The sequence below is a fragment of the Pantoea rwandensis genome (genome assembly GCF_002095475.1).
Classification (GTDB): domain Bacteria; phylum Pseudomonadota; class Gammaproteobacteria; order Enterobacterales; family Enterobacteriaceae; genus Pantoea; species Pantoea rwandensis.
Genome location: NZ_MLFR01000002.1, coordinates 108872 through 132139 on the forward strand (window position 1 = coordinate 108872; position 23268 = coordinate 132139).

The following is a 23268-nucleotide window of genomic DNA, read 5'->3' on the forward strand; positions in this document are numbered from 1 at the left end:
CCGCTGTATTTTCACATTTATTAAAGTTCACACCAAAAATCCATCAGGAACCTCTATGAACAATAAAGCGTTAACGATCAATGTCGCCCTTATTGGCTATGGATATGTCGGCCAATATTTTCATGGTCCTTTACTCAGTGCCACTGAAGGCTTACACCTTAAAACCGTTGTTTCAAGCCAGGTCAATAAAGTGAAAGCTGATTTCCCGGACGTGACCGTGGTGAGTTCAGCTGAAGAAGCGATAAAGGATAGCGATATTGATTTAGTGGTGTTGGCAACACCCAATGAAACCCATGCCCCTCTGGCAGAAATTGCCTTAAAAGCCGGTAAAAATGTTGTCGTCGATAAGCCTTTCACGCTAACCCTTGACCAGGCTCGTCACCTGCAACAGGTTGCGGAAGAAAATCAGGTTGTACTTTCCGTTTTTCATAATCGTCGCTGGGACAGTGATTACCTCGGCATTAAAGCCGCTATTGAAAGTGGCAAACTTGGGCGCATTGTTCATTTTGAGTCTCATATTGATAAATTCCAGCCTCTGGTGATAGATCGCTGGCGCGATAAGAATTTACCAGGCAGTGGTCTGTGGTTTGATATCGGCCCCCATATCGCGGACCAGGCATTGCAGCTATTTGGTTTACCGGAATCCATTCAGGCAAACATTGCTAACCTGCGTGATAACGCTGAAATTGATGACTGGGCGCATGTGGTTTTAAATTATGCAAAGCATAAAGTCATATTAAATTGCACGATGCTCTCAGCCGGTGGCGTCTCACGTTTCACCGTGCACGGCACGGAAGGCTCCGCCTCCAAAAAAGAGGCCGACAAGCAGGAAGATCAGTTGATATCCGGTATCAAACCAGGAACGCCGGAGTGGGGCATTGATTCAGATGATGTTGTCCTGTTTGACGCCAATCTAATCCCATCACCCCAGCCGACGCCCAAAGGTGACCAGCGTCAGTATTATTTTGCCATCCGTGACACGCTGCGGGGACTACGGCAGAACCCGGTTACACCTTTGCAAGCTATTGCAGTCATGGCCGTTATTGACGCGGCATATGCTTCTGCGAAAGAAGGGTCGACCGTTGCATTGCCTTTAACCTCTGCCGAAAAAGAAGAGTGGGTCTTACATTCAAAAACAGGTCTGTAACCTGAATGGGTATTCTGGCTGTTTTACACAGGCAGAATACCTTTAGCTTTACATCACCGTTGGCAGCGTAAATCGGGTAATGATTTCAATAGGAAGAAAAGTGTGCGTGCCATAATGGCTTCCTTCCTTAATTTTCAGGAGTTTCTCAACTGTTTCCGTTAGTAATTGAGACATATCTTGAGAGATTATGTAGTCAATCTTCTCATCAAGTATCAGCTTCTCGGTTACGTCATTCACCTCATGCGTCACTAAAATAGGTCTGACTTCAGTTTTAAACTCATCCAGTGCTGCGGCGAGACCCGCATTCCCCCCAGCAACGTTGTAAATTGCACGAATATTTTTATCAGTATTGAGTAGCTGAATGGCAGCATCATAGGTTTGCTGCGTATTATCATTACCCGAAATAACCTCAGAAACACTCACGGCTGGAAATGTTTTACGAATTTGAGCCCTGAAACCCATTTCCCTGTCGTCGTGGCAACTGTAAGACAAGGTTCCCACGATGACAGCAACACTGGCATCGGTGCAGTATTGCAAATGCCTGCCAAGAATAAACCCAGCAGCCTGCCCTGCAGCGCGGTTATTTATACCGACATAAGCATCTCTGACATCGGGATCCAGATCGCTCACTAACGCAATGATATGTTTGCCACGCAATTTCAATTTATGCACAGCAGCGTTAATGGCTGGGGTATTTTTAGCCACAATTGCAACGCCATCAGCATGCTCAGCCTGGATATTTAGCAGCCTGATGACTTCATCATCATTTACATCTGAGCAGCAGCAAATATCAAGCGCTATACCTTTCAGTCCAATATGCGCTTCAATTCTTTTAGCCGCCGCTTTCAGCGATGCGTTGTACTCATCTCCAGCCTGTACAACGACAGAAAATTTACTGCCTGATTGAACCGAGGGGGTCTGAACTAAGCCAGCAGCCTCGACCAGCAGTGATGAGTATGCGCGTTGAACCGTCTCAATAGTTTTGGGATTTACGCCAGGACGATTATTCAAAACGCGATCGATGGTCGCTCTGCTGAGCTGAGTTGCATCAACAAGCTCTTTCATTGTGGGTTTGCGGTTCATTAACAATAGCCTGCAGTCACTTGTCTATTTATTTGATGGTAACGTTTAAGCCTCAAGCAATCAATCTGACACACCAAGACCTCTATTGATGTCTCATTTTGTTAATTTAATGAGACATGTCCACATCATAATAGGGCGGATTGGCTACTATCGAGTCGCCTCAAAACGGCCTCTAACAGACTTTTGCTATAGTCATCATTTACTGACGCAAAGTTTAATTTTTACGCTGCTTCAGCGTTGATAACAGGGAAGAAAGTGATGTTTCATCTGATTTTCAGCATACCAAGTTGGTATGTTATCGCACGATTTGTTTTCCCATTGGCCATGCCACTTGTATTCAAAATCATCTTGTCTCTGGTGGTGTTACTGGCTTCACAGTACCTGTTGATTAGCCGCTTTACGCCGGGCGGAATCTTTTCTCCTGAGATGCCGCGTGCCATTACCATCCTGTTCAACTGGGCATTCGGCACGGTTTTGCTCCTTGCGTTTACGCAATTACTCATCGATGCCGTGGCTGTATTTTCACTTCTTATACGGCATCCGTTGACGATTACCCCCGGTGTTCGTTATGCGGCGGCACTCTTTGCCATGGTAATGGCGGCGATAGGTGTCCATCAGGCTATACGCGTACCGCCTGTGAAAGAAGTGACCATCAGAATCGAGAATCTTCCTCGCGAGTTTGAGGGCTACCAGCTTCTGCAGCTGACGGATCTGCACATCACCAAACTCTTCAACGCCGCATGGACCGCCGACATGGTGAAAAAGGCGATGACGCTGGACGTTGATATTATATTGGTGACGGGCGATGTCATTGATGGAACGGTGGAAAATCGTATAAACGACGTGGAACCACTGAGAGGTTTGCATGCGCCAGATGGCGTATTTGCTATCACCGGCAATCACGAATATTTCTTTGAACAGCAGCGATGGACCGAGCATCTCGCGACATTGGGGCTGCAACCTCTGCTCAACAGCCACAGGACCATCAAACGTGGTGAGGCAGAATTAGTCATTGCAGGCTTGCCCGATACCTCCGCGTCCCGCCGAGAGGCTACCGGTCCCGATCTTGAGAAAGCGCTGCAAGGAAGCCCCGCGAATGCCCCAGTGGTGCTGCTCGATCATCAACCCAAAAATGCCCGTAATAACGCGACGCATAACGTCGATTTGCAATTATCCGGTCATACGCACGGCGGGTTGATTATTGGTTTTGATATGCTGTTTGCCAAACCGAATGCGGGTTTTGTTTCGGGGCTTTATGAGGTGGATGGCATGCAGCTTTATGTGAATAACGGGACCGCTCTCTGGCCAGGCATGGCGATAAGATTGGGACGTCCCTCAGAACTCACACGGATTACGCTGCAGCGCAAAGAGTAAAGCACAAGCCTCTGTTGGAGGCCCCATCGAACCTCCGCAGGCGGCACGCAAATCGTGATGCCTTGCCATGCAAAAACATTCAGAGGTCAAAAATGAGAAGAGAAGGCGTGAGCTATGAACTTCATCATATCGGTATTCCCACCGAACAAGTCAGGCCTGGTGAGCGCTATGCCGAGAGTGTGGACATGTATACGTCTGACGATTTCAGCGGACCGATCCCCATTCAATGGCATCGTTTTGGACCCGCTTGCCGTTTAGCCGAACCAATGCGAAGTCAGCCGCATATCGCTTATAAAGTCGACAATCTCGCAGCAGCCATTGAGGGCCATATCGTTATTCTTGGACCCTATGAGCCTATAGATGATTTTCATGTCGCGGTCATCAACAACGGAGGTATGCCGATTGAGCTTATCGAGACCGGGCTGTCTGATGCAGAGATCTGGAATCGGGCAGGCGATGCCTCAAAAGCCAGCCTGTACCGCTAAGAGTAAAGTTTGTCTTAAAGGAGTGGTCCTGTTAAACAGGACCAGAACGAACCCGGCATCATCACCGCGCTCGCGAACCTGTCTGCCGGGTCTTATCGACCCGGCTTCCATCAGAATTCGATTCGTGCCCCTAAGTTATAACGTCGTCCTTCCAGCATCGCCGACTGGTTGTATGAGGTTTTATAAATAGGATTGGCATCAAACAGGTTATAAACCCCCGCCATTAAGGTTATGTTCTTATTCAGACGGTAGCGAGCGCCCAAATCAACCAAGGCATAGGCATCGGTAGAGCTTGATTTGCCAATGTCAGGAGAATTGCTGCGCCAGCTTGCCTGCGTCCACAGTTCCAGATCGCTCATCGCCATCCAGCTCAGAGAGACATTCGCCATGCTGGTCGGGAAGTCACTCAACGCATATCCCTTGTACTCACCGCTTTTCTGCTCGCTGTGCGTATAGGTGTAGTTGGCGTTAATCTTCAGGTTAGCAGTGGCCTGCCAGTCACCATTCAGCTCTAAGCCATAAATTTCCGCATCACTGACGTTGAAATATTGCGAGACGCTTTCCGCAACATAGCCGTTGTAAACGCATTGCTGCGTGGCTGTCTGAGTGCAGATCGTGTAGTCACTGATCTTGTCTTTAAATTTTGTGTGGAAGACCGTGGCATCCAGGGCCAGCGCATCCTGCTGCCAGTAAAGTCCCAGCTCGGTATTGATACTCTTCTCGGGTTTGAGTTCATCATTACCGATCCCGATGGAAGAGTAGGGGTAAGCGCCGTATACGCTGGTAAAGCCCGCATTATTTTCGCGCAAATCCGGCTTCTTATACCCGGCAGAAACACCGCCTTTGAGCGACCAGTTTTCATTAAGCGTCCAGTTACCATAGAGTTTGGGCGTGACGTGGTAACCAAAATAGCTGTCATGATCAAGACGGGCAGACGTTGTCAGCGTAAAGTCCGGCACTATCATCCATGCATCTTCGGCAAATAATGCCCAACCATTGCGCGATATTTTACTGACAGGCGTGACGCCCGGCGCCACCTTGTCTTCCACGTCAAAAGTGTCATTCAGCTCGTTACGGGTGAAGTTGGCCCCCAGCGTTAACTTATGATCGCCCAACGAGAACGTGTTAGCGCTATTTGCTTCAAAGTTACGTTGCTCGATGAACTGAGGTGACATTTCAGGAACGCGATATTCCGTGCGTGCCTTTTCATAGCTGATGAAGTTTTTTGCCTCAATCATGTCATTGGCATACCAGGCGTGTTGCGAGAGCGAGGCAGCATCGCGATCAAAGCCCCAGTACCAAGGACTTGCCGCTCTGTGCGTCTTCTCCTGATGCCCACGCGAAGCACTCAAATCCCACAGTTGGGTGTCGGTTGGAGACATTGAAACCGTGGCATCGAGATTACCAGATTGATGCTTCACAAAGCGCTCATCAGATGGACTGTCATCATCGCGACGATCCAGATAATCGGCACCCACGCTGACGCCCAGCTTGCCAGGAACAATCGGCCCCATCAGGAACGCGTTAGTCTGATTGGTGTTGCCGTACTCACTCTTTTCCTGCAGGAAATAGTTATCCTCCAGCACACCGGTCCACTTATCGAGGTTGTAAGCTTTCTTCGTAATGACGTTGACGACACCACCAATGGAATCAGAACCATAGAGTGACGACATCGGCCCGCGAATCACCTCAATACGCTCAATAGCCGCCAGCGGAGGCATAAAGGCGGCTTCGGTTCCAATGTGGTGACCATAAGGGCGCGACTCTCGGGTTGCCTGCTTAATGCCGTTCACCATGTATGAGGTATAGGTTGAATCCATCCCGCGCATCTGAATATCGCCGGTGGCCAGGCTGCCATGCCCATTACCGACCAGTACACCTGGAATCTCGCGCAGCGCTTCCGTGATGTTCTGATTAGACCGGGTGTTTAAATCCTTCTCCCCGACCACCGAAATGCTCGCAGGCGCATCTCGCCGTTCCTGACTGAAACCAGAGGCAGTCACGACAAGATCTTTCTCATTACTCTGTGTGCTGTCATCTGCATAGAGAACAGCGGGCAGGTGACTCAGGGCGAGCGTGACCGCCACGGCCAGGCGTGTTTGATTTTTCACTGCAAAATCCCTTTTAGAGTTCGGTTAAATCAATTTTGAGGACGTAGTCATCCTGATTGCTCTTTTCGTCCTGCTTCACGCTGACGTAAAGGGTGCGAGCATCGGGTGAAAGTACCAGGCTATTAGGCATGGCAGAGGTGTCGATGGTGTGTTTTACGCGATAGGTGCCGGCATCAATGATGCTGATTTGACGCGCATTGCGGTGGGTCACATAGATTTCATCACGGGCGGCGTTGTACAGCACCGCAATAGAGTTTGGTGTTGAGATCCGATGAATGAGCTTACCGGAATCCAGTTGGACGACCAGCACATCTCGGGTGTTGGTATCGGCGATGTAGCCAATCCCCTTCTGAGTGTTGAGGGCGATATTCAGAAAATAATGATTAGTTTCTGCCGGGTCGACTTTTACCTTTGAGATGAGATCCGAGGACAGGCCATCCAATGTCAGGATTTCCCCTTTCCCGGTCACGGCATACACTTTATTGCCGGCTTCATCGACCGCGAAACCAACAGGCTCCATGTTTTCGAGCGTTTTGATCAGTTGTTGTTTCTGAGTATCTACCACCCACAGCAGTCCTTTGTCTTTACCACCAATACCCGATACGTACAGGCGATGGTGTTTTTTATCGAGAACCACTTCACGCACATGCGCTTTTTTCTCCGGAACGGCATCATCGCTCAACTGAATCGTGCGCAACTCTTTTCCGGTTTGGCTATCCAGCAAGGTGACGGAGCCATCCAGCGCGTTGCCGAGATACAGCAGGTGGTGCGCTTCATCCAATGCTACGGAAAACGTGCGACGCGTTGTAGGGATTCTCGAATCAACATGCAGCGAATCAGCGGCCAGCTGAAACACCATGCCAGACGTTTTATCCTTGTCAAACGAGGGCGATGATGCGACGAAGAGTGCATTACGATCTTTAACGAAAGCCATTTCATAGACACCATGCCCCAAGGGCTGCATCTTAAAATCCGCTTCATTTACAGGCTTAGCCATCCCAGAGGCAGAAACCATAAGTTGAGAGACCGCAAGGGAGAGTAGGGCACGCTTTGTAATTTTTTTGATAAGCATGAGATATTTCTTTACAGTTAATTACACGAAGCGGAATGATAATCACTATCAGTATCGTTATCAATAAGGAAAATTGACGAATTGTGGATTCAGCCTGGTGACAGCTTCTCGGCGGATTAACATGACACCGCAGCCAGAGTCAGGCTAAGGTTTGAACCGCCTGCCATGGATTAACGGTGAAGTGAAAGGTGTGCATTTCCGAAGATTATGTAGCGCCACTCATTAATGAAGTTATCGATTATAAAATCACAAGGAGGACGCTATGTTGCGCCGTTTTTTTAATTATTACCTCCCGTACAAACGGCTGTTTTTTCTGGATTTTGGTTGCGCGATAGTAGCTGGACTGCTGGAGCTCTCTTTTCCCATGGCAGTGCGAATGTTTATTGATAAATTACTGCCTGCCCAAAACTGGGAATTAATTGTCATTGCCTCCATCGCGTTATTAGCTATCTACCTGGTTAACACCGGTCTTATGGCCATTGTGAATTACTGGGGACATGCATTAGGCGTGGGTATCGAAACAGATATGCGCCGGGAAGCGTTTGAACATCTGCAAACTCTATCGCTGCGCTATTACGATAATACTAAAACCGGCCATATCATTACCCATGTCACCAAAGACCTTGAAGAAGTCGGCGAGATAGCCCATCACGGCCCGGAAGATCTGTTTCTTGCCATAATGACGTTTATCGGCGCGTTTATTCTGATGGTCAATATACATCTCAACCTGGCACTGATTACGCTGGTTCTCGTACCGGGTATGGTCTGGCTGGTCAGCCGCTATGGCGGTCAGATGACACAGACTTGGCAAAATCTTTTTCATCAGGTGGGTAATTTCAACACCCGCATTGAAGAAAGTATTGGCGGTATTCGGGTCGTAAAGGCGTTTGCCAATGAACATCAGGAATCCAAGCTGTTTACCCAGGATAACGCGCTGTATAAAAAAACCAAACTGCGCGCGTACCGCATCATGACCACAAGTATGACACTGAGTTACCTTTCAACGCGCTTAACTCAGCTGGTTATCATGGTCGCCGGAACGGCTTATGTGCTGCGAGGTGAGCTGAGCTATGGCGGGTTCGTCGGCTTTCTTTTGCTGACTGAAGTATTCTTCCGGCCTGTCGAAAAAATTTCGGCGGTTCTGGAGAGTTATCCAAAAGGCATCGCGGGTTTTCGCCGCTTCACCAACCTGATCGATACGCTGCCTGATATTGTTGACCGTCCTGATGCCCAAAGCGTAGCCACCCTGAAGGGCGATATTGTTTTTGATCATGTCTCTTTCGGCTATAGCGACACCCATCAGGTACTAAAAGACATCTCACTGACGATAAAAGCCGGGGAAACGGTCGCGTTCGTTGGGCAAAGCGGGGCGGGCAAAACCACGCTTTGTGCGCTGATCCCTCGTTTTTATGATATTCAGGACGGCGCCATTCGTATTGATGGCGTAGATGTGCGCGATTACCAGCAACGCGCACTGAGGAATCAGATAGGTATTGTGCAGCAAGATGTCTTTTTGTTCGGCGGCACCATTCGCGAGAATATTGCCTATGGCCGACTGGACGCCAGTGAAAGTGAAATCTTACAAGCGGCGCAACGAGCCCATCTCGACACCCTGATCAACAGCTTACCTGACGGATTAGATACCGTTGTGGGTGAGCGCGGAGTGAAACTCTCTGGCGGCCAAAAGCAGCGTCTGTCGATTGCCCGTGTCTTTCTGCGTAATCCGCCTATTTTGATACTGGATGAAGCAACCTCGGCTTTGGATACCGCGACAGAGCAGTCCATTCAACAATCGCTGAATGAGCTTTCACAAGGCCGCACCTCGCTGATTATCGCGCACCGCCTGTCAACCATACAGCATGCGGATCGCATTGTGGTCGTCGGAGATCAGCAGATTATTGAGGAGGGCAGCCATGATGCTCTGATGGCGAAGCAAGGCGTATACGCCGGGCTTTATCAGGCCCATCTGGCTGGAAAGTCCATCGCGACTTTTTGACGGGTCCGCGGCTTTACCTTGGATGGCGTAGAAGAGCAGGGTGGGGTGACGCACAGGTTTAATGAGGCCTGCTAGTGTTTTAAGGACACTGCAGGCAAACAAAGGGGCATTCGTGCTTTTGCGAGATATTGAAAACGGCTCAATTCCCTTCTCTTTTCTTCAATCACCCAATGCCGTTTGATCCTTCCAACTGGAGTAAGACATGACATTGCGTCTAGATGAGATTGATAGCGATAGCTGGAATGCACTGGAAAACGCCGTGAAAGACCCTGAAAGCGGTTTTCACTTCTTAACGGTGGCATCTGTGGATCAACATGGCAAGCCGCAGGCAAGGACAATGGTACTGCGTAATGTTAACCGCAAGCACCGCACGCTGGAGATACATACCGATATGCGTAGCCCGAAATGGCAGACATTGGGAAGCAACCGAGACGTATCGGTGTTGGGCTACAGCAACAGAACTCAGCTGCGACTGCAGGGAACCGCAGAACTCCACGTCGCGCACAGTGAAGTGGCTGCAAACGCATGGCAACAGTTATCGCGCAGGACTCAAAAAACCTATGCTGGAGCTGCGCCAGGAAGTGATATTGATACTTCACCTAACGAAGTAGGCAATCCCGAGAATCATTTTGGCGTGCTGCTTATCAGAATTTCATTACTTGATTGGTGCAGGTTGGCGCGTGAAAACAACCAAAGAGCCTTGCTGCAATATAACGTTGCCGGGACCCTGACCAGCTGCAAATGGGTAAATCCCTAGCTCAGGCGCGCACGCTTTTTCGGGGAGGGGGGGCATGACGAGATTTAGAAGGTTTTTAACCGGCTCAGCTGGCGTTCTGTAACGGTTCAGGGCTTGTGAGTTGTATCCAAAAACAAGACTGATCCGCAGTTAATTCGGCAGGGTTAAGATCATCGGCAGCCTGAATACATTCCCACTCTGCGGGCTCACTACCAAGTCGATGAGGGAAGGCCCGGCTAAACAGCAGCTATAGAGACAGGCTTTGCACCTCGCACACAAAAACACACAGGAATATTTTCTCCTTGAACAGCCCAGGCCGCACGATGCGGAAGGTCGGAACTAGGGTGGTGATTAGAATGTATGCTGTAACTATTGGATTCTTCGTTGCGGTGGGTGTTCCCCCGCTTTCTTTCGTCTCCTAACGTCTTTTTGCCAGGAGTGAGGCAGGAAATCGAAGAGTTTCTGGTCAGAAACAAGCTCGCCTTCGCAGACGGAGAAACCGTGATAACGGGCCACATGGATGAAGCTGAAAAGAAAGCCTTCATTTTGACACTCGACAGGATGGCGGAAAAAAGGAAGAAAACAGGGAAAGAGATAAGGGTCACTATCCCCCGCGTGTTAAATAATGAAGAGTCAAAATGCTTCTTTGAAGCCAACAGGGTGCTGTATCCGAAGATGGATATAAGAATCCCGTTTCTCACGGTCAGAGAAATCCTCAGATACAGACCCGCCCTGGATGCCGCGAAAGTGGTTTGCCCGACGCTGGTCGTCACTGCAGAGAACGATACCGTGAATCCACCTTCACAGGGGCTGGCATTATTTAATGCGGCAGGCGCCCGCGAGAAACGTTTATACCAGCAGAAAGACGCCCGCCATTACGACATGTACACGGGGATGTTTTTTAAGAAGGCCGTTCTTCTTCAGACCGAATGGTTTAATAAATACTTATAAAAGTGGTGTTGTTATTTCCCCCACCAGGGATTTTTTATAAAAGGCAACATGATCACCCGCTAATATTCACTCCGGTCCTGCTTTCAGTGCAGGACTCTTTCAGCCAACATTAACACGCCTGTTGATGACGCGCTCAACCAACCACTATGGCAGCTCTGGCTGCCCCCTTCCCAGAATTATTCACGCCCTGAATCCACCTGTGTTTTCTGCCTTCTTATACTCATATAACTAGGCGTTGGCCCCAAACAGGTTCAGCTCGATTCGGCCAAACTTTTCAACCCCATCAGCGACCGCTCTCTTAACAGCTGCGTAATTGCATGTGACTTGACTACCCGTTTGCATTTTACTTGACCTTCGCCAACAAAATGCAACCAGGTTGACAGGCAGCGAATAGCGGACCTTTTGTTTATGGCTACTGAAAACTCTATCCGTTAAACCTAACTTCCAAACGAGCAACCTACGTAAGAGGTACAAGATGGTGTATCACAGCTACCTCTGAATCAAGCCGTATGTCCGGATAGTGCTCCCGCATACCGCGTAGAAGCACATCATCAGGCCATTCCTCTAGCTTGCCCAGATAACACGCGACAGTGAAAAGCTTCATTGTTTTAACTTTAGTCACTTGCACTACAAAAGTGTCTGTATCGTCATCTGCATTCACATACTGCATCGGTCCCGGAATGATTTTTTCTTCACGCCAGCGAATGGTGTGTTGTTTCTTACCTGAACGCACATCAGGAATTAGTCGGGAGACTATCTTGAGGCTCTGCACTAATTGATCTCCTGTTAACCAGCCATCACCTAAATTAACTCACATCTCGACCAGTAATTCTTAAAGACCATTCATATTTATTGGCTGTGGAGTTCCAGTGCCATATTGTTACTATGCCATGTAAACCCTCTTGGTAGAGACTACCCAACCTGACGACAACTGATGCTTGAGAAGAAACAAAAAGATGTACTTCATCAGCCTGTTTTTTTAATTCTGACATAATGTAACTAAGGCTGTTTACTATTTTCTCTTGCTCCTCTTCCTCGGGAAGATTGTCAAATCGAAATCCTGTATTAAGTCGGGCGTGCAAAGTGTGACCTATAAATTCAGTAGGAAGATCTTTTTCTAAAATCTCCATCGTAAAAGAAATGGCAAGCCCTATGACTCTCCCATTATTTGATGGTACACGTTTGCTGTCAGTGATTTCTTCCCCATTGTAGAATTTTATCAAACTTGCATTTGTTGGAGGGGCATCAAGGGGATGGAAAGTGTTTTTGTTTCGGTCAAAATCAAATAACTTTCGAGGCAAATGCCCATCAGTCATAAAACTACCAAACATATAGAGGTATGGCACGCTGCCAAGAGCAGCAATATAAGCTGTTTCTGCACCAGTATGATGTATTCTTTCTCTAATTGTTTGCCGAATAAAACTTTCTTTGATTAAGTTATTATTCTTAACTCTTGAATCAAATGCTTTAAAGTCCACATGCAAAATTTTAGCTTTCTCTCTGAAAGAGAGTTTTCTCTCCGCGGCTTGCGGATCAATGTTTTCAAACCCATATGCACGAATTAGGGCAATGTCTCGCTTACTCAAATCCCGAAGGGCTAAGTATACGCAAACACACCATAAAATAAAGCCGATAGCAACAAAAAAAGACTAACCAGCATAGCAATGTCAGAATACCTTTGGTAATTTAAACTTACCCCATCAATGACATCATTATATCTTTTAATAAAAGTTTTAGAGAAAACAATGTTGAAAGTCCAACCGCCAACCAATCCTGTCATTCCTAAGCTCAACAAACCGAGCGTAAGTTTAGATAGTTGATCTTTAGGTCTAAAAATAATTTTTGCAAGGTAAATTAGTGTTGCTTTGTCCATGATTTATCTCAGAATTCCTGTCGCAGAAGATTTTCATCATCAAAATAGTAAAGCGCGTTTTTTTCTGTTCCAATAATTAGAAAAAACAGCCTTTTCCCTGGGTTGCGTAATGTACACTGCTTCCAGTCACTTATGTCGATATGTGAAGCGTGAGGGTTTTTCTCGGGATGAGTATGCCATGTGCCAAAATAAACCAGTTGACCTTCGGAGCTGTTATATAAGCGATCGACTATACGCTGATGCTCGGGGTCCCTTAGAGTAAAACTCATTCTTGAACAACGGTCTCCTTTCTGCGGGACTGTAATTTCGACTAATCCGTAACGCTCAGTCTCGATATCTTTATTACCAATAATAACTCCAAAAGCTTCTGGAGCCATCGGTCTGATCTGCCTATTCTCCAGCCAGATATCTCTTACTTTCTTTGAGATATAGAGACTGAAATGTTCAGTCTCCAAAGTTAGCGCGTCAAAATTATTCATTGCAGATATCACACGCATCATTGAGCAAAGGGAGCACCTCTAATGTCCGGGTGAATGCATGGTACCTCCCACTTAGTTTGAATCCATTCTCTGTCGCATTCTCAGCGTTTCCTTTCCAGCTCACTCTGGATGATTCCCTGATCTTACCAAGTAGAAATCTAATGCCGATATCAGCCGTAATGAGCGCGGTTTGAGTTGATGCTATGTAGGTATAAGGCAGAAATGCATCGCTACATCCAGCATGATTTTTAGTTAAATCTTGATTCGGAGCCAAAAAATTCAGATTAGAAGCCAGCCCTCTTGAAAAATCAGCGGGGTCGACATATGCACATCGTAAACACCCTTTTGTTTCGGGAATTGCCAGAACTGCGTGTCCACCTATACCATATCCTTCAACCCATGCATTAATCACCGGAACATTGATCTTTTCATTATTCAAGAATTCGTGAAATAATCTCTCTTGAGTAGGTGATCCTATTGCTATGATGATAAGGTCATACTTCATCAGTAATTCACGACGCCTTAAATCTAGTAACTTGTCAGTATAATTTTTAACTTCCAGCCATGGATATTTTTTGGTGAGGCTATGCCACAATGCTTGCGATTTATGGAATGATACATACATTGGAGGCAAAATATGGCGGTATAGGTTATTCAGGGAAAGTATATCTGGATCATATAAATCTAAACAGCCAACACCAGAGGCTGCGAGTTTATCTGCAATGTCTCCTCCTACAGAACCACACCCCACTATCATAACTTTTTTGTTAAGAAGGGATTGTTCTGCTCCACTCCTAGGCATAAGCCTTTCTTTGTTAAAAGTTAATATCTCGACAGGTTCAAGTAACCAGTCAACCAGATGAGACTGTTTGAAGGGCAGCGTTTTTCGACCTTTTCCAGAGTGCTTTTGGGAAAAATGAATTCCAAACCATGTGGTTCCCGAAGGAGTTCGAGCACTAAAGACTAACCAAAACTCATACGAACGCTTTTGAGCAAATTGTTGTGTTAATTTGGTAAGCACATCCACAGGTAGTTCTGACAGCAGACCAAGATACCAGTCAGCAAGTTCATCCTTGTTCCATGGTGCTGGTTTTGCCACGCTTACCGGCACAAAGAAACCTGTGCCATTTGAGGATTTGCGATCCTTTAGAATCTGATTAATTGGTGAAAAAGTATTTAAAGGAACTGAATCTTCTGAATATCCTAAAAAGTATTGACCAAAACCTAAGTGGCCTTTTCGTGGTTTAAGAACGCACAACTCTTCTGCTGTTTCGCTTTCAGTTAAACAAAGAAAAGGGGGGGTGTCTTGCTCGACGATGCTCAACCACCCAGCTTCAAATTCCCGAAGTAACTCCTGAGTATTCCATTCGTTATCACTCAAAGCCTGAGATAACAGAGCAACATGCCTTTTGAGCGATTCTTCAAAAGCGAGCTCTGGCCGTTCAAAATTCACAGAAACAGAATCAGGGACATTCACACAAATATTTGCAAATAGACTTCCAGGATAAAATGTGGTGTGAGCGAGCCTGGGGAGTGCTGATGGGTTGGCAAGGAAAAAGCTGGGCATTTTTGAGAGCTCAGCAACAGTGGGATGCCAAAGAGTAATTAGCAGACCATTAATTTCAAGCTCGGCGGTTAAGTATCCGATTTCTTCCGTCTTCGATGGAATTGCGGATACCTTGTATCCACATTCGTTCAAATGATTAAGGATGACTGAATAATTCATGCGCCTTGCGATGTCCCCACTACTCCGGAAGAAGCATAAACGGTTTTGACAGCATTTGACGAAGCAGAAGAAGTCGCTGTGCATTCAGGAAAGTCTTCACCAAATACACTTCGTAGCAACTCACACTGCTTAGACTCTTGCTCTTCATCAGAAACATTATCCAAGGTTTTCAAAAGAGCGTTAAGCTTGTTTCGAAACTGGGTACCTGTTGCAACACTACTGCAGTGGAAAATGTCCCTGTTAGGGCTTACTGGAAGCGCGACGTTGACTCTATATCTGTCCAACTCAACGAGAGTGAAATAACTACGATAGTTGAGAATGTGATTAATGGTCTCTCTCAGCGCAGTTAGATCATCAGGAAAACCTTCATCGTTAATCGAAGACTTAAAGGACTCCTTAACCATTACAGCAATCCCAATTGAGTGAATTTTGCGACGTACATCATCGCCAAAAGTGAAGTTTCTCCAGCGCTTGAGGTATCTGACAGTACGCCGATACTGGTTATGCTTATTCGAGCCATATGCTTCATCAGAAGCATAATCATTGACCCAATCGATCAGCTCACGCGGTGAGGCTCTAGCCCACTCACGATTCTCCTCATCTGAATGTCTCTTGCCAACGGCTAATTCGTACTGTCCATTGTCGTACTTGCGGTAAATTGGGATATCGATATGAAGATGTTCAGCCTTGTAATCAGCAGTTACACAAGGTTTTTTGATTTTGGCATTTTTAAAACCCCGTTGTTCAAGCACTTCCAGAACTGCAAGCTTGGGTGTTATTGGGTTTTCAGGCGCTAACTCCGCTTCAATAACAATGGCACGGTCAATGTCAAAATCCTGCCCTTTTTCCCGGATACCAGTGAAGGTTGCCAAAGACCCTTGAATGAAATCCTCAATGACCGGATATCCATCCTCTTTGAATCGGTTAACGATATCAGTTGTAATGCTGTCATCCTTGAGGCGGGCCGTTGTGTACTCTAGGTCCTTCCTGCCTAACTTAATAGCATCATGAAAATTCTTAAATTTGTTTTGAAGACTCATACTTACCCCGCATTTGTTGTGAACAAAATCTGAACTGGGGCCGTTTCGCTTTATTTCAAGTGCACAACTATTAAAAATAAGCCAGTTCTGATTGACGTAGGTGGTTGTGGGCGGCATTTGTGTCATTTAACGGCTTCTCATCAATGAAAAAACGTAATGGGAGAGTGGTGAAAGAGTAGGCCATGGCCGGCTGGGGAATCATTCTGCGTTCAGAGTGGGACGTTACGCCCCAAATTAATGATGGGGCGTTGGTCAGAGTACTGACTGACTACCGGTTACCGAATGCTGATATCGTGGCCCTCACTGGTGAAACGGCGTCAACCCGCTCACCGCGAACAGAGAATTTTATCAATATGCTGCGTGAAGCCCTTTCATCCCGTCCATGAGATGGCCGTTGACATCAGTTTTCAGAATTTCCTCTATGCGCATTCAGAATACACCGGCTAATGTCGAGATCCTGGATAGATAACCCGGAGCTGTCGAAAATGGTGACAACCATTTCTGAAACGCGACCCTGCACTTTGCCGGTTATTGCGCTGCCGATTGCAGTAAGCTTTGCATTTTTATGCGCATGCTGAAACTAACCTATCACCCGAGCCTGCGAGGGCAGCTCATAGAAAAGCCGCGCAGAACTGAACAGATCAAGGGGTAATTTCTGTTTCCCAACCGCATACGTGCCCATATTCACCACATATGTCCCGGGGCGTACCCATTCCGCGCGGAAAGTGGGGTGCGCGCAGGGGTAGCCGTAACAATGATATCCGCAATCTTGCAGGCATATTCAGCGTCGCTAATGCGCACGTCAAGACCACTTTCACGAAGCTACTGAGCCATTTTTTCAGCTCGCCTGGCATCTCGCCCTACAAACAGCACGGTTTTGATCGGACGGTTAGGATCGCATAAATGATCCAATGGCAAAAGGATGCTGACGACGGGGTTTACTGATAAAAGTATAATTAATTAAGGTTAAAAATTTTAAGTTTCAATTGGTGGCTTTGCCGGGGGGCAGGGATTTCCAACTTCCGATATTCCTTATTATATGAAGTTATAGTATTAGTAGTGGTAAGTGCTTTTTTAAAGGACGAATAAAAATATTTTTTTAAATATACAACAGTTATGAAACTGGTGTGTTATTGATCAATAAATAATAAAAATGGTGCGTCTCTGCTTGAATTCTGCGTCAGTTCGCGGGGTAAAGTGCCCAGAATTTAAATCTCAGTTGTCGGGCGGGTGAGAACATGTTTTCGCGCGTCTGTCCAGCGAAAACCACAGGAATAAATCGATCCGCCCCGGAACCTCTGCGAATCGGTTTTCCGGCTATTCTCCCGTATGCGGAAAATAACTTGGACAGCCATAATTAAAAAGCATGGTGACCGGCGACGTTTAAGGCATGAAAACTTACGTAACCCGCTGACGTAAAAAGATTAAGCGCGGAAAAAGGCGGGGCACGGCGCGTACTAGGCTCTCTAGGCTGTATGCCTAGTAACGCTGAGAAATAAATGGGGTACCAGATACAGTAGTTGATTCGAAGCTAAATTAGGTTAACAGTATCTGAACTTATGCATTTCAACTGAAGTCGGCTTCTGGACAAGGATCCATATGTTCAATCTGATTGTTGCACACGAATCTTACGAATTCTTTCAGCTTGACCGGGGTATTGGACGATTTCCGGTATCCCGCGTCTTTGAATCCACACCTGAAGAAATCAGAAAAAGCCTGCTTCCTCTCAGGGAGCAATCTTATAAGTTTCTGGAAAGCCTTCCGGTTATTTTCATGACAGAACCAGAAAATGAAGAGGGTGGAGAAAGTGACAAAGAGTTTTCTTTGGTGCGTTATGCCGAACTTCGTGAGTTAAAAATACAAAAAGTGAACAGGGAGACTTACATTGAGTTTAACTTTCAAATAATTAAAGACCTGGGCCACTGCACATTGCATCATGAAAAAGTGTATTCAGATATTCTCGGGCTAGGTACTTTTGGACTTCACCGTACTCACTGGGCTGTAAAGAATTCAACCGCAGAAAGTTTTTTAAAAATAATTGGGATTGAATATATTTTACCTGATAGCACAGAAAGTAAACCAGCTCAGCTGGACATGCATAAAACAGACGATGGAAAGCCTATTACGGATGTAAATACTTATCTGGATAAAATACTAAAGCATCCTTTTGACAATGACGAGGAAATATTTTACAGGGGGCACTCTGATCACAGGTACGAACTGGCACCTTCGTTATACCGTAAAACCTGCCAGGGAAACTTTCGTTATCGGCAGTTTGAGTCTGAGATGATCAATGAACTCCTTACCGTGCAGCCCACAGAATTTATGAGTGACAGATATATGCTTGATAAACTTGTGCGTATGCAACATTACGGACTTCCAACGAGATTGTTGGATATTACAACAAATCCTCTGGTAGCATTATATTTTGCCTGCTCTACGATCAAAGAGGAGAAAGGGGAGGAAGTTGACGGGAACGTCATCATAATGACAACCCGTAAAAGTCATATTAAGTTTTTTGATTCCGATACAGTCAGTTGTATAGCTAATCTCTCTCGCCTTCCTGAAGGCGTAAAAAAAACCTGGATTACGGGCAGGCCAGAGAAGCGTTCAACAAATCAGAACCCTGCGCACAACTTCTTCACCTTATTAAAGATGAAAAGTCTTACTTTCAACATCTTATTGAACCGGCCGATCTCCAGCGCCTCATCGTTGTTAAAGGAAGAATGTCGAATCCGCGAATCAATTCTCAGTCTGGGGCCTTTTTAATCTTTGGCGAGGATGCTGTGCTTCCTGAAACCGGCCTGAGTGAGATAAAAATAAGAAAACTTCGCATAAGTAATAAAGGAAAGTTGATGGAACAGCTGGCAAGATTTGGAATAACGGAAAGTACAGTCTATCCTGGCATAGAAAAAGCTGCCGGGGAGATCGCTAAAAAATATGACAAAAGCAAAAAATAACTTAAAATGGAGGGTGATATGATTTGGGCTAATAATGTAGATTTTAAAAATAACTGGATCAAGGAAAATGAAATTGGTGGAGGAGGTCAGGGCGAGGCGTGGAAAGTATCCAGTAAAAAGGATGGCAGATTTGCATTTCTGAAAATAATTAAATCAAAAAAAGATAAAGAGCGACGCGCAAGGTTTTTCAGGGAGGCGACTATTTATGACACAATGGATTCAGATAAGATACCAAAATTAATTGAGAGTAACGCACATCAGCATAATGATATGTCTTTTACTCCCTATATTGTCACAGAATTTATTACGGGTGACACGCTCGATAAATGGTGCGAGAAAAATCCTCATACTGACCTTTCGTTAGCCATAGGCATCACAAACGGCATTGCTGAGGTCGTCAGTCAGTGTCACAAATCTGGCATCGTTCATCGGGATATCAAACCTCAAAATATCATATTAAAAGATGAAAATCCTCTGAAACCCTGTCTTCTGGACTTTGGGCTAAACTATCATGAAATGACTGAATTGAATTTCAGCACATTGGACCAGCAAGAAGTAGGCAACCGATTCCTGAGATTACCGGAATTAGCAGCAGGAAGCCTTAACAAGCAGGACCCTCGATCAGACATTTCATTCACTGCAGGCATACTTTTTTACTTGATAACCGGTAACCATCCGGACCTTCTTATGGATGATGATGGAGCAATGCCTCATCAACGTAAAAAATTTGCATCCTCGTTCAGTGCCATTCCCGCCCAGCAGAGAACTAAACTTCTTTCCTTTTTTGATAACTGCTTTAGCTACAGAACCGAAAACCGGTATAAAGACACTGAAATTTTCATCAACCGTTTAAACCAGATTTTACAATCAGAGGATATATCTATGTCAGAGGAGGATGATTATGAAAAGATTAATCAGCTCTTATCAGAACCCTCCGAATCATTCCGGACGCAAAAATTCACTGCACTAGAGGGTGCTTTTAATAAAGTCAGGGACGTTCTGCACTCAATGGCTTCCAGAATGCCTCACTTAATATTATCACCGAGAAGTCCTGAATACGATGACAACAGTTGTACAGCAAAGTGCACATGGAAGAAAAAAGGAGCAGATGATGCCTTCGTGATGACAATTGTTAAAATAGCATTAACAGGCAGTGAATTTGTTTTTTCCATTTCAGGAAATGAAATATACAGGACAGAATTCAAGAATCCTGTATGGGATCAGGAATTTGAAAACGCGATTAGTAAAAACATTCTTCCAAAAATAATATCTGCACTGAACAATCCCTACCTCCACATTCCTGAACTTGAATACTTTCAGGAAATCCAGCCATTCACTCAATTTTCTGACGCAAAGCATGAAGCCGAGAGCAGGAATAAAAAAATAATCACGTTTGTTTATGATAACAGTAAAAAAAACAGGGGCGATCTGAATAGAGTCCTGATGTACTTTCTGCAAAATGCCAAGACCCGGGAACTAATGAATGAAAACTTCACCACAGCTTTAGTGCCGATTGAGGATTTTTCAAATTACTCACAATGTCTTGAAGCAGAATCTATGGAAACGGCTCGATGGGTATTACTGGATCGAAGCCTTAACTTTATAGATCAGAAGGTTATTTACGCCAATTCTGAAGAAGCAGAAAAAATTATGGAAAATTTGACGCATAAGTTCAAGGAGCCATTTTTTTCTGAAGACTGATACCTTGTTTCATTAAAGACTATAGTACGGCACTGGCAGTTAACAGGTAGAAGAAAAACGACACAAACGGATGGTGCGCGGAAGCGCACCTCTTAAACTTCAGGCTTAATCTTTTTTATAGGGCATTGAACTAAACCGTTCTGGTCTGAAACTAGCAAGCATAATGTGCTTCACGCCTAAGCGCATTTCCTCAGCAATCCTCTCGCCCAAGATAAGTCCCAACTGCAATCATCACACTGGCTTTCCCCGCGTCCTCGATGATCTCTCCATCCAGTGCTATAAAGCCCCATACTAGATGTTCGATAAGATGCGGTAGGCTGACCCAACCTTCTTCCGGATTAGAAATGGCTGTATGGGGAAGGCTCGCCTTGTTAACCTGCACATCTACGCGACCCACCTTACCTGATTTCATTCACATACATAAAATGCTCGGTACTGAATCGATGATGCGCCAAAATCACCGGTATCGCGCTTTGGTCGAAAGAGACCTCATCAATCACCATCACCGCATGAGGTAAGGTCAATTCCAGCAGGGCGGCATCCTCACTGTTCGCCAGTGCAGCGGTAATTTGCTCCCGAACTGCCGCTACGCGAACGTCATAGTGTTCAAACAGAAAACGATACAGTAAGGGCGGCAACTGCTCGGCGGCGGGGAAGTCGGGTAAACGAGCAGCGGGCAGCACCAGGGTCTCATGCATCGCGGCAAAGCCTTTCACCCGACGCAGACGTTTAAGGCGTATCACCTCATCCCCCGTCGCAATCTGCAATTTTTCTGCTTCCAGCGCACTCGCCTGGCTCACCTGATAATCCAGCAGCCTGGTTTCTGAATGAAGCAAACCACCGGTTTTGTCATGCAGACGGAAATACTGGAAGAAGTGACTTAAATTGTGCAGCGGTGCCCAGCCGGTCACCACCGTGCCGGTTTTGCGACGGCGCATCAACATTCCTTCCGTCGTCAGCGCGGCCAGCGCTTTTCGCACCGTGCCTACCGAGACACCAAACTTTGCCGCCAGGCTGTTTTCACTCGGCAAAATGGTGCCTGCTGGCAACTCACCCTGCAGGATGGACTCGCTGATATGGCGTTTCACCACTTCATACAACGGCGCGCCTTCTCCCTCGCTTAAACGGGAGAATTGGGGCGTGTCGTCTGCGTCATAGTTTTTTTGCATGTTTCTGATTACCGATTGACCTGCATCCTTGAATTGCATTATCTATAAACTATATAGAAATACAACAGACGATAACCCTATGTTGCAGAATTCTCGCCTTAACAGTGCGTTAGAGAAAATTGCGGATGACTCCGCACAGATAACTGACGATATGCAGCGCATGCTGGCGGTGGATACCTGCTTTCCACCGGGTAATGGCTATGCACAATTTGCCGACCTGATGACGCAGTTGTTAACGCCAATGCGCTTCAGCTTTGAGCGCGTTTCAGTGCCGGAAGATCTTTGGCAAGCGCCCGATGGCAGCGCCTACGGCGAGCGAGTGAATTTGCTGGCAACGCTTAACTGTGGCGCAGCCGAAAACTGCAATCTCTACTTTCACACCGATACGGTGCCTGCGGGGGATGGCTGGCGATTTCCTCCGCTGGCACTCACTGTGGCAGAGGGCAAACTGTTTGGGCGTGGGGCGGCGGACATGAAAGGGACGATCGTGGCGGCGATGGCGGCGATTCGTGCGGCACAGGTCTGCAATCTGCCGCTGCGTTTCAATCCGGTCTTTCTGCTGTGTACCGATGAAGAGGGTGGGTTGTATCCCGGCATTCGTTACCTCGCCGAACAGCAGCGGTTCGCCGGGCATCTGTTGAGCTTCAACGGTGGCGCGGTGCCGCGCATCTGGGCAGGCTGCTTTGGCAGTATCGATCTCAAAATCATTATCACCGGGCGTTCCGCGCATTCCGGCGATCCGCTGCACGGTATCAACGCCATCGAAGCGGCACTGCCGCTGATGAACGCACTCTATCAACTGAAAGGCCAAGTGGAACAGCGTGCCTCGGCAATGCCTGCGCCACCGCATTACCAGGGCAAACCGCTGACCTCACTGTTGACGCTGGCTGCCGCACAGGGTGGCAGCAAAGGCTCGACCATCCCCGAACGTTTTGAACTGCTGATCAATCGACGCTATGCCCCCGAAGAGGCGTTTGACGATGTCTGGCAGGAGTTGACCCACTGCATCCATCAAGCGATGCAAGGCAGCCCTGCGCTGGATGTCAGCGTGCAAATGATTGGTCATCTGGCCCCGGTGGCCAATCCTGATGGTCCGCACTGGCCACGCTGGCAGGCCGCGCTGAGTCGGGGATTTGGTTTCAAAGCGAAGGAGTTTAAACCCTGGGGATCCTCAACCAGTTCGGATATGGGTTGGGTTCAGCAGGCCGGTATGCAGGAAATTTTACTGGGCGGTTTAGCCCGCCCCGACAACCGCATTCATGCCGCCGATGAGTACACAACGATGGCAGATGTTATCGCACTTTCGCAGTCCATTCTGGCGTATCTCGCCGATGAGTTTCAGCCAACCCAGGGTATTTAACAAAC

20 protein-coding genes and 1 pseudogene are annotated in these 23268 nt (G+C 46.7%); 10 read left to right on the forward strand and 11 right to left on the reverse strand.

Annotation, left to right across the window (positions count from 1 at the left end; all coding sequences use genetic code 11):
- Nucleotides 1-55: 55 nt before the first annotated feature.
- The gene (locus HA51_RS04270) at nucleotides 56-1147 is read left to right on the forward strand and encodes an oxidoreductase (RefSeq protein ID WP_084932309.1); all 1092 of its coding nucleotides are present in this window, start codon (nucleotides 56-58) and stop codon (nucleotides 1145-1147) included.
- Nucleotides 1148-1195: 48 nt separating this feature from the next.
- Here the strand turns inward: HA51_RS04270 and HA51_RS04275 are convergent, their stop codons facing one another.
- The gene (locus tag HA51_RS04275; protein WP_084932311.1) at nucleotides 1196-2230 is read right to left on the reverse strand and encodes a LacI family DNA-binding transcriptional regulator; all 1035 of its coding nucleotides are present in this window, start codon (nucleotides 2228-2230) and stop codon (nucleotides 1196-1198) included.
- Between the two features lie 258 nt (nucleotides 2231-2488).
- On the opposite strand from HA51_RS04275, the gene HA51_RS04280 reads away from it, so the two are divergent.
- Nucleotides 2489-3604 carry a metallophosphoesterase gene (locus tag HA51_RS04280; RefSeq protein ID WP_084932314.1) on the forward strand — a complete coding sequence of 372 codons (1116 nt, stop codon included), beginning with the start codon at nucleotides 2489-2491 and terminating at the stop codon, nucleotides 3602-3604.
- 107 nt (nucleotides 3605-3711) lie between these two features.
- Nucleotides 3712-4089, forward strand: coding sequence for a hypothetical protein (locus HA51_RS04285; RefSeq protein ID WP_245840154.1), 378 nt, complete (start codon nucleotides 3712-3714; stop codon nucleotides 4087-4089).
- Between the two features lie 110 nt (nucleotides 4090-4199).
- On the opposite strand, the gene HA51_RS04290 is transcribed toward HA51_RS04285, so the two are convergent.
- Entirely contained in the window at nucleotides 4200-6200 is a 2001-nt protein-coding gene (locus HA51_RS04290) for a TonB-dependent receptor domain-containing protein (RefSeq protein WP_084932319.1), read from the reverse strand.
- Between the two features lie 13 nt (nucleotides 6201-6213).
- A complete protein-coding gene (yncE, locus tag HA51_RS04295; protein ID WP_084932322.1) occupies nucleotides 6214-7272 on the reverse strand; it encodes a 7-bladed beta-propeller protein YncE in 1059 nt (352 codons plus the stop codon).
- Nucleotides 7273-7534: 262 nt separating this feature from the next.
- Here yncE and HA51_RS04300 point away from each other — a divergent pair, with 262 nt between their 5' ends.
- The 3 genes from HA51_RS04300 (at nucleotide 7535) to HA51_RS04310 (ending at nucleotide 10955) form a co-directional block, all read left to right on the forward strand.
- Nucleotides 7535-9268, forward strand: coding sequence for an ABC transporter ATP-binding protein (locus tag HA51_RS04300; RefSeq protein ID WP_084932325.1), 1734 nt, complete (start codon nucleotides 7535-7537; stop codon nucleotides 9266-9268).
- 202 nt (nucleotides 9269-9470) lie between these two features.
- A complete protein-coding gene (locus HA51_RS04305; protein WP_169718768.1) occupies nucleotides 9471-10025 on the forward strand; it encodes a pyridoxamine 5'-phosphate oxidase family protein in 555 nt (184 codons plus the stop codon).
- A 363-nt stretch (nucleotides 10026-10388) separates the two neighbouring features.
- A complete protein-coding gene (locus HA51_RS04310) occupies nucleotides 10389-10955 on the forward strand; it encodes an alpha/beta hydrolase family protein (RefSeq protein ID WP_245840155.1) in 567 nt (188 codons plus the stop codon).
- 457 nt (nucleotides 10956-11412) lie between these two features.
- Here the strand turns inward: HA51_RS04310 and HA51_RS04315 are convergent, their stop codons facing one another.
- Genes HA51_RS04315 through HA51_RS04335 form a run of 6 tightly spaced genes read right to left on the reverse strand, consistent with a single transcriptional unit; the run spans nucleotide 11413 to nucleotide 16073 of the window.
- A complete protein-coding gene (locus HA51_RS04315; RefSeq protein WP_084932328.1) occupies nucleotides 11413-11727 on the reverse strand; it encodes an ASCH domain-containing protein in 315 nt (104 codons plus the stop codon).
- Nucleotides 11728-11761: 34 nt separating this feature from the next.
- Nucleotides 11762-12541: an SAVED domain-containing protein gene (locus HA51_RS04320; RefSeq protein ID WP_245840156.1), complete on the reverse strand. Its 780-nt coding sequence runs from the start codon at nucleotides 12539-12541 to the stop codon at nucleotides 11762-11764.
- 11 nt (nucleotides 12542-12552) lie between these two features.
- The gene (locus tag HA51_RS27440; RefSeq protein WP_245840157.1) at nucleotides 12553-12828 is read right to left on the reverse strand and encodes a hypothetical protein; all 276 of its coding nucleotides are present in this window, start codon (nucleotides 12826-12828) and stop codon (nucleotides 12553-12555) included.
- Nucleotides 12829-12836: 8 nt separating this feature from the next.
- Nucleotides 12837-13307 (reverse strand): Mov34/MPN/PAD-1 family protein, encoded by a 471-nt coding sequence (locus tag HA51_RS04325; protein ID WP_084932330.1) that lies wholly within the window; start codon nucleotides 13305-13307, stop codon nucleotides 12837-12839.
- Nucleotides 13300-15033, reverse strand: a complete 1734-nt coding sequence (locus HA51_RS04330) for a ThiF family adenylyltransferase (protein WP_084932333.1) — start codon at nucleotides 15031-15033, stop codon at nucleotides 13300-13302. Before HA51_RS04330 ends, HA51_RS04325 begins: the two co-directional genes overlap by 8 nt.
- A complete protein-coding gene (locus HA51_RS04335) occupies nucleotides 15030-16073 on the reverse strand; it encodes a nucleotidyltransferase domain-containing protein (RefSeq protein WP_084932335.1) in 1044 nt (347 codons plus the stop codon). Before HA51_RS04335 ends, HA51_RS04330 begins: the two co-directional genes overlap by 4 nt.
- 182 nt (nucleotides 16074-16255) lie before the next feature.
- On the opposite strand from HA51_RS04335, the gene HA51_RS04340 reads away from it, so the two are divergent.
- Nucleotides 16256-16459 (forward strand): type 2 periplasmic-binding domain-containing protein, encoded by a 204-nt coding sequence (locus HA51_RS04340; RefSeq protein WP_211282904.1) that lies wholly within the window; start codon nucleotides 16256-16258, stop codon nucleotides 16457-16459.
- A gap of 14 nt (nucleotides 16460-16473) precedes the next feature.
- Here the strand turns inward: HA51_RS04340 and HA51_RS27445 are convergent.
- A pseudogene (locus tag HA51_RS27445) lies at nucleotides 16474-16755 on the reverse strand (hypothetical protein).
- 917 nt (nucleotides 16756-17672) lie between these two features.
- Between HA51_RS27445 and HA51_RS04350 the strand changes: the two are divergent.
- Both HA51_RS04350 and HA51_RS04355 read left to right on the forward strand, forming a co-directional pair.
- On the forward strand, nucleotides 17673-18842 hold the full coding sequence (locus tag HA51_RS04350) for an FRG domain-containing protein (protein ID WP_245840158.1): 1170 nt from the start codon (nucleotides 17673-17675) through the stop codon (nucleotides 18840-18842).
- Nucleotides 18843-19051: 209 nt separating this feature from the next.
- Complete coding sequence (locus tag HA51_RS04355) at nucleotides 19052-20734, forward strand: protein kinase domain-containing protein (RefSeq protein WP_158087357.1); 1683 nt, start codon at nucleotides 19052-19054, stop codon at nucleotides 20732-20734.
- Between the two features lie 398 nt (nucleotides 20735-21132).
- Here the strand turns inward: HA51_RS04355 and HA51_RS04365 are convergent, their stop codons facing one another.
- Nucleotides 21133-21903, reverse strand: a complete 771-nt coding sequence (locus HA51_RS04365) for a GntR family transcriptional regulator (protein ID WP_084932342.1) — start codon at nucleotides 21901-21903, stop codon at nucleotides 21133-21135.
- 79 nt (nucleotides 21904-21982) lie between these two features.
- Between HA51_RS04365 and HA51_RS04370 the strand changes: the two genes are divergently transcribed.
- Nucleotides 21983-23263: a M20 family metallopeptidase gene (locus HA51_RS04370; protein ID WP_084932344.1), complete on the forward strand. Its 1281-nt coding sequence runs from the start codon at nucleotides 21983-21985 to the stop codon at nucleotides 23261-23263.
- Nucleotides 23264-23268: the final 5 nt, after the last annotated feature.

What these genes read in the sequence shown, in the direction of transcription:
- yncE (WP_084932322.1), bottom strand. Translation starts at nt 7,272, where the DNA reads ATGCTTATCAAAAAAATTACAAAGCGTGCCCTACTCTCCCTTGCGGTC.
- HA51_RS04340 (WP_211282904.1), top strand. Translation starts at nt 16,256, where the DNA reads ATGGCCGGCTGGGGAATCATTCTGCGTTCAGAGTGGGACGTTACGCCC.
- HA51_RS04270 (WP_084932309.1), top strand. Translation starts at nt 56, where the DNA reads ATGAACAATAAAGCGTTAACGATCAATGTCGCCCTTATTGGCTATGGA.
- HA51_RS04300 (WP_084932325.1), top strand. Translation starts at nt 7,535, where the DNA reads ATGTTGCGCCGTTTTTTTAATTATTACCTCCCGTACAAACGGCTGTTT.
- HA51_RS04365 (WP_084932342.1), bottom strand. Translation starts at nt 21,903, where the DNA reads ATGCAAAAAAACTATGACGCAGACGACACGCCCCAATTCTCCCGTTTA.
- HA51_RS04355 (WP_158087357.1), top strand. Translation starts at nt 19,052, where the DNA reads ATGATTTGGGCTAATAATGTAGATTTTAAAAATAACTGGATCAAGGAA.
- HA51_RS04350 (WP_245840158.1), top strand. Translation starts at nt 17,673, where the DNA reads ATGTTCAATCTGATTGTTGCACACGAATCTTACGAATTCTTTCAGCTT.
- HA51_RS04275 (WP_084932311.1), bottom strand. Translation starts at nt 2,230, where the DNA reads ATGAACCGCAAACCCACAATGAAAGAGCTTGTTGATGCAACTCAGCTC.
- HA51_RS04325 (WP_084932330.1), bottom strand. Translation starts at nt 13,307, where the DNA reads ATGAATAATTTTGACGCGCTAACTTTGGAGACTGAACATTTCAGTCTC.
- HA51_RS04305 (WP_169718768.1), top strand. Translation starts at nt 9,471, where the DNA reads ATGACATTGCGTCTAGATGAGATTGATAGCGATAGCTGGAATGCACTG.
- HA51_RS27440 (WP_245840157.1), bottom strand. Translation starts at nt 12,828, where the DNA reads ATGGACAAAGCAACACTAATTTACCTTGCAAAAATTATTTTTAGACCT.
- HA51_RS04370 (WP_084932344.1), top strand. Translation starts at nt 21,983, where the DNA reads ATGTTGCAGAATTCTCGCCTTAACAGTGCGTTAGAGAAAATTGCGGAT.
- HA51_RS04280 (WP_084932314.1), top strand. Translation starts at nt 2,489, where the DNA reads ATGTTTCATCTGATTTTCAGCATACCAAGTTGGTATGTTATCGCACGA.
- HA51_RS04330 (WP_084932333.1), bottom strand. Translation starts at nt 15,033, where the DNA reads ATGAATTATTCAGTCATCCTTAATCATTTGAACGAATGTGGATACAAG.
- HA51_RS04335 (WP_084932335.1), bottom strand. Translation starts at nt 16,073, where the DNA reads ATGAGTCTTCAAAACAAATTTAAGAATTTTCATGATGCTATTAAGTTA.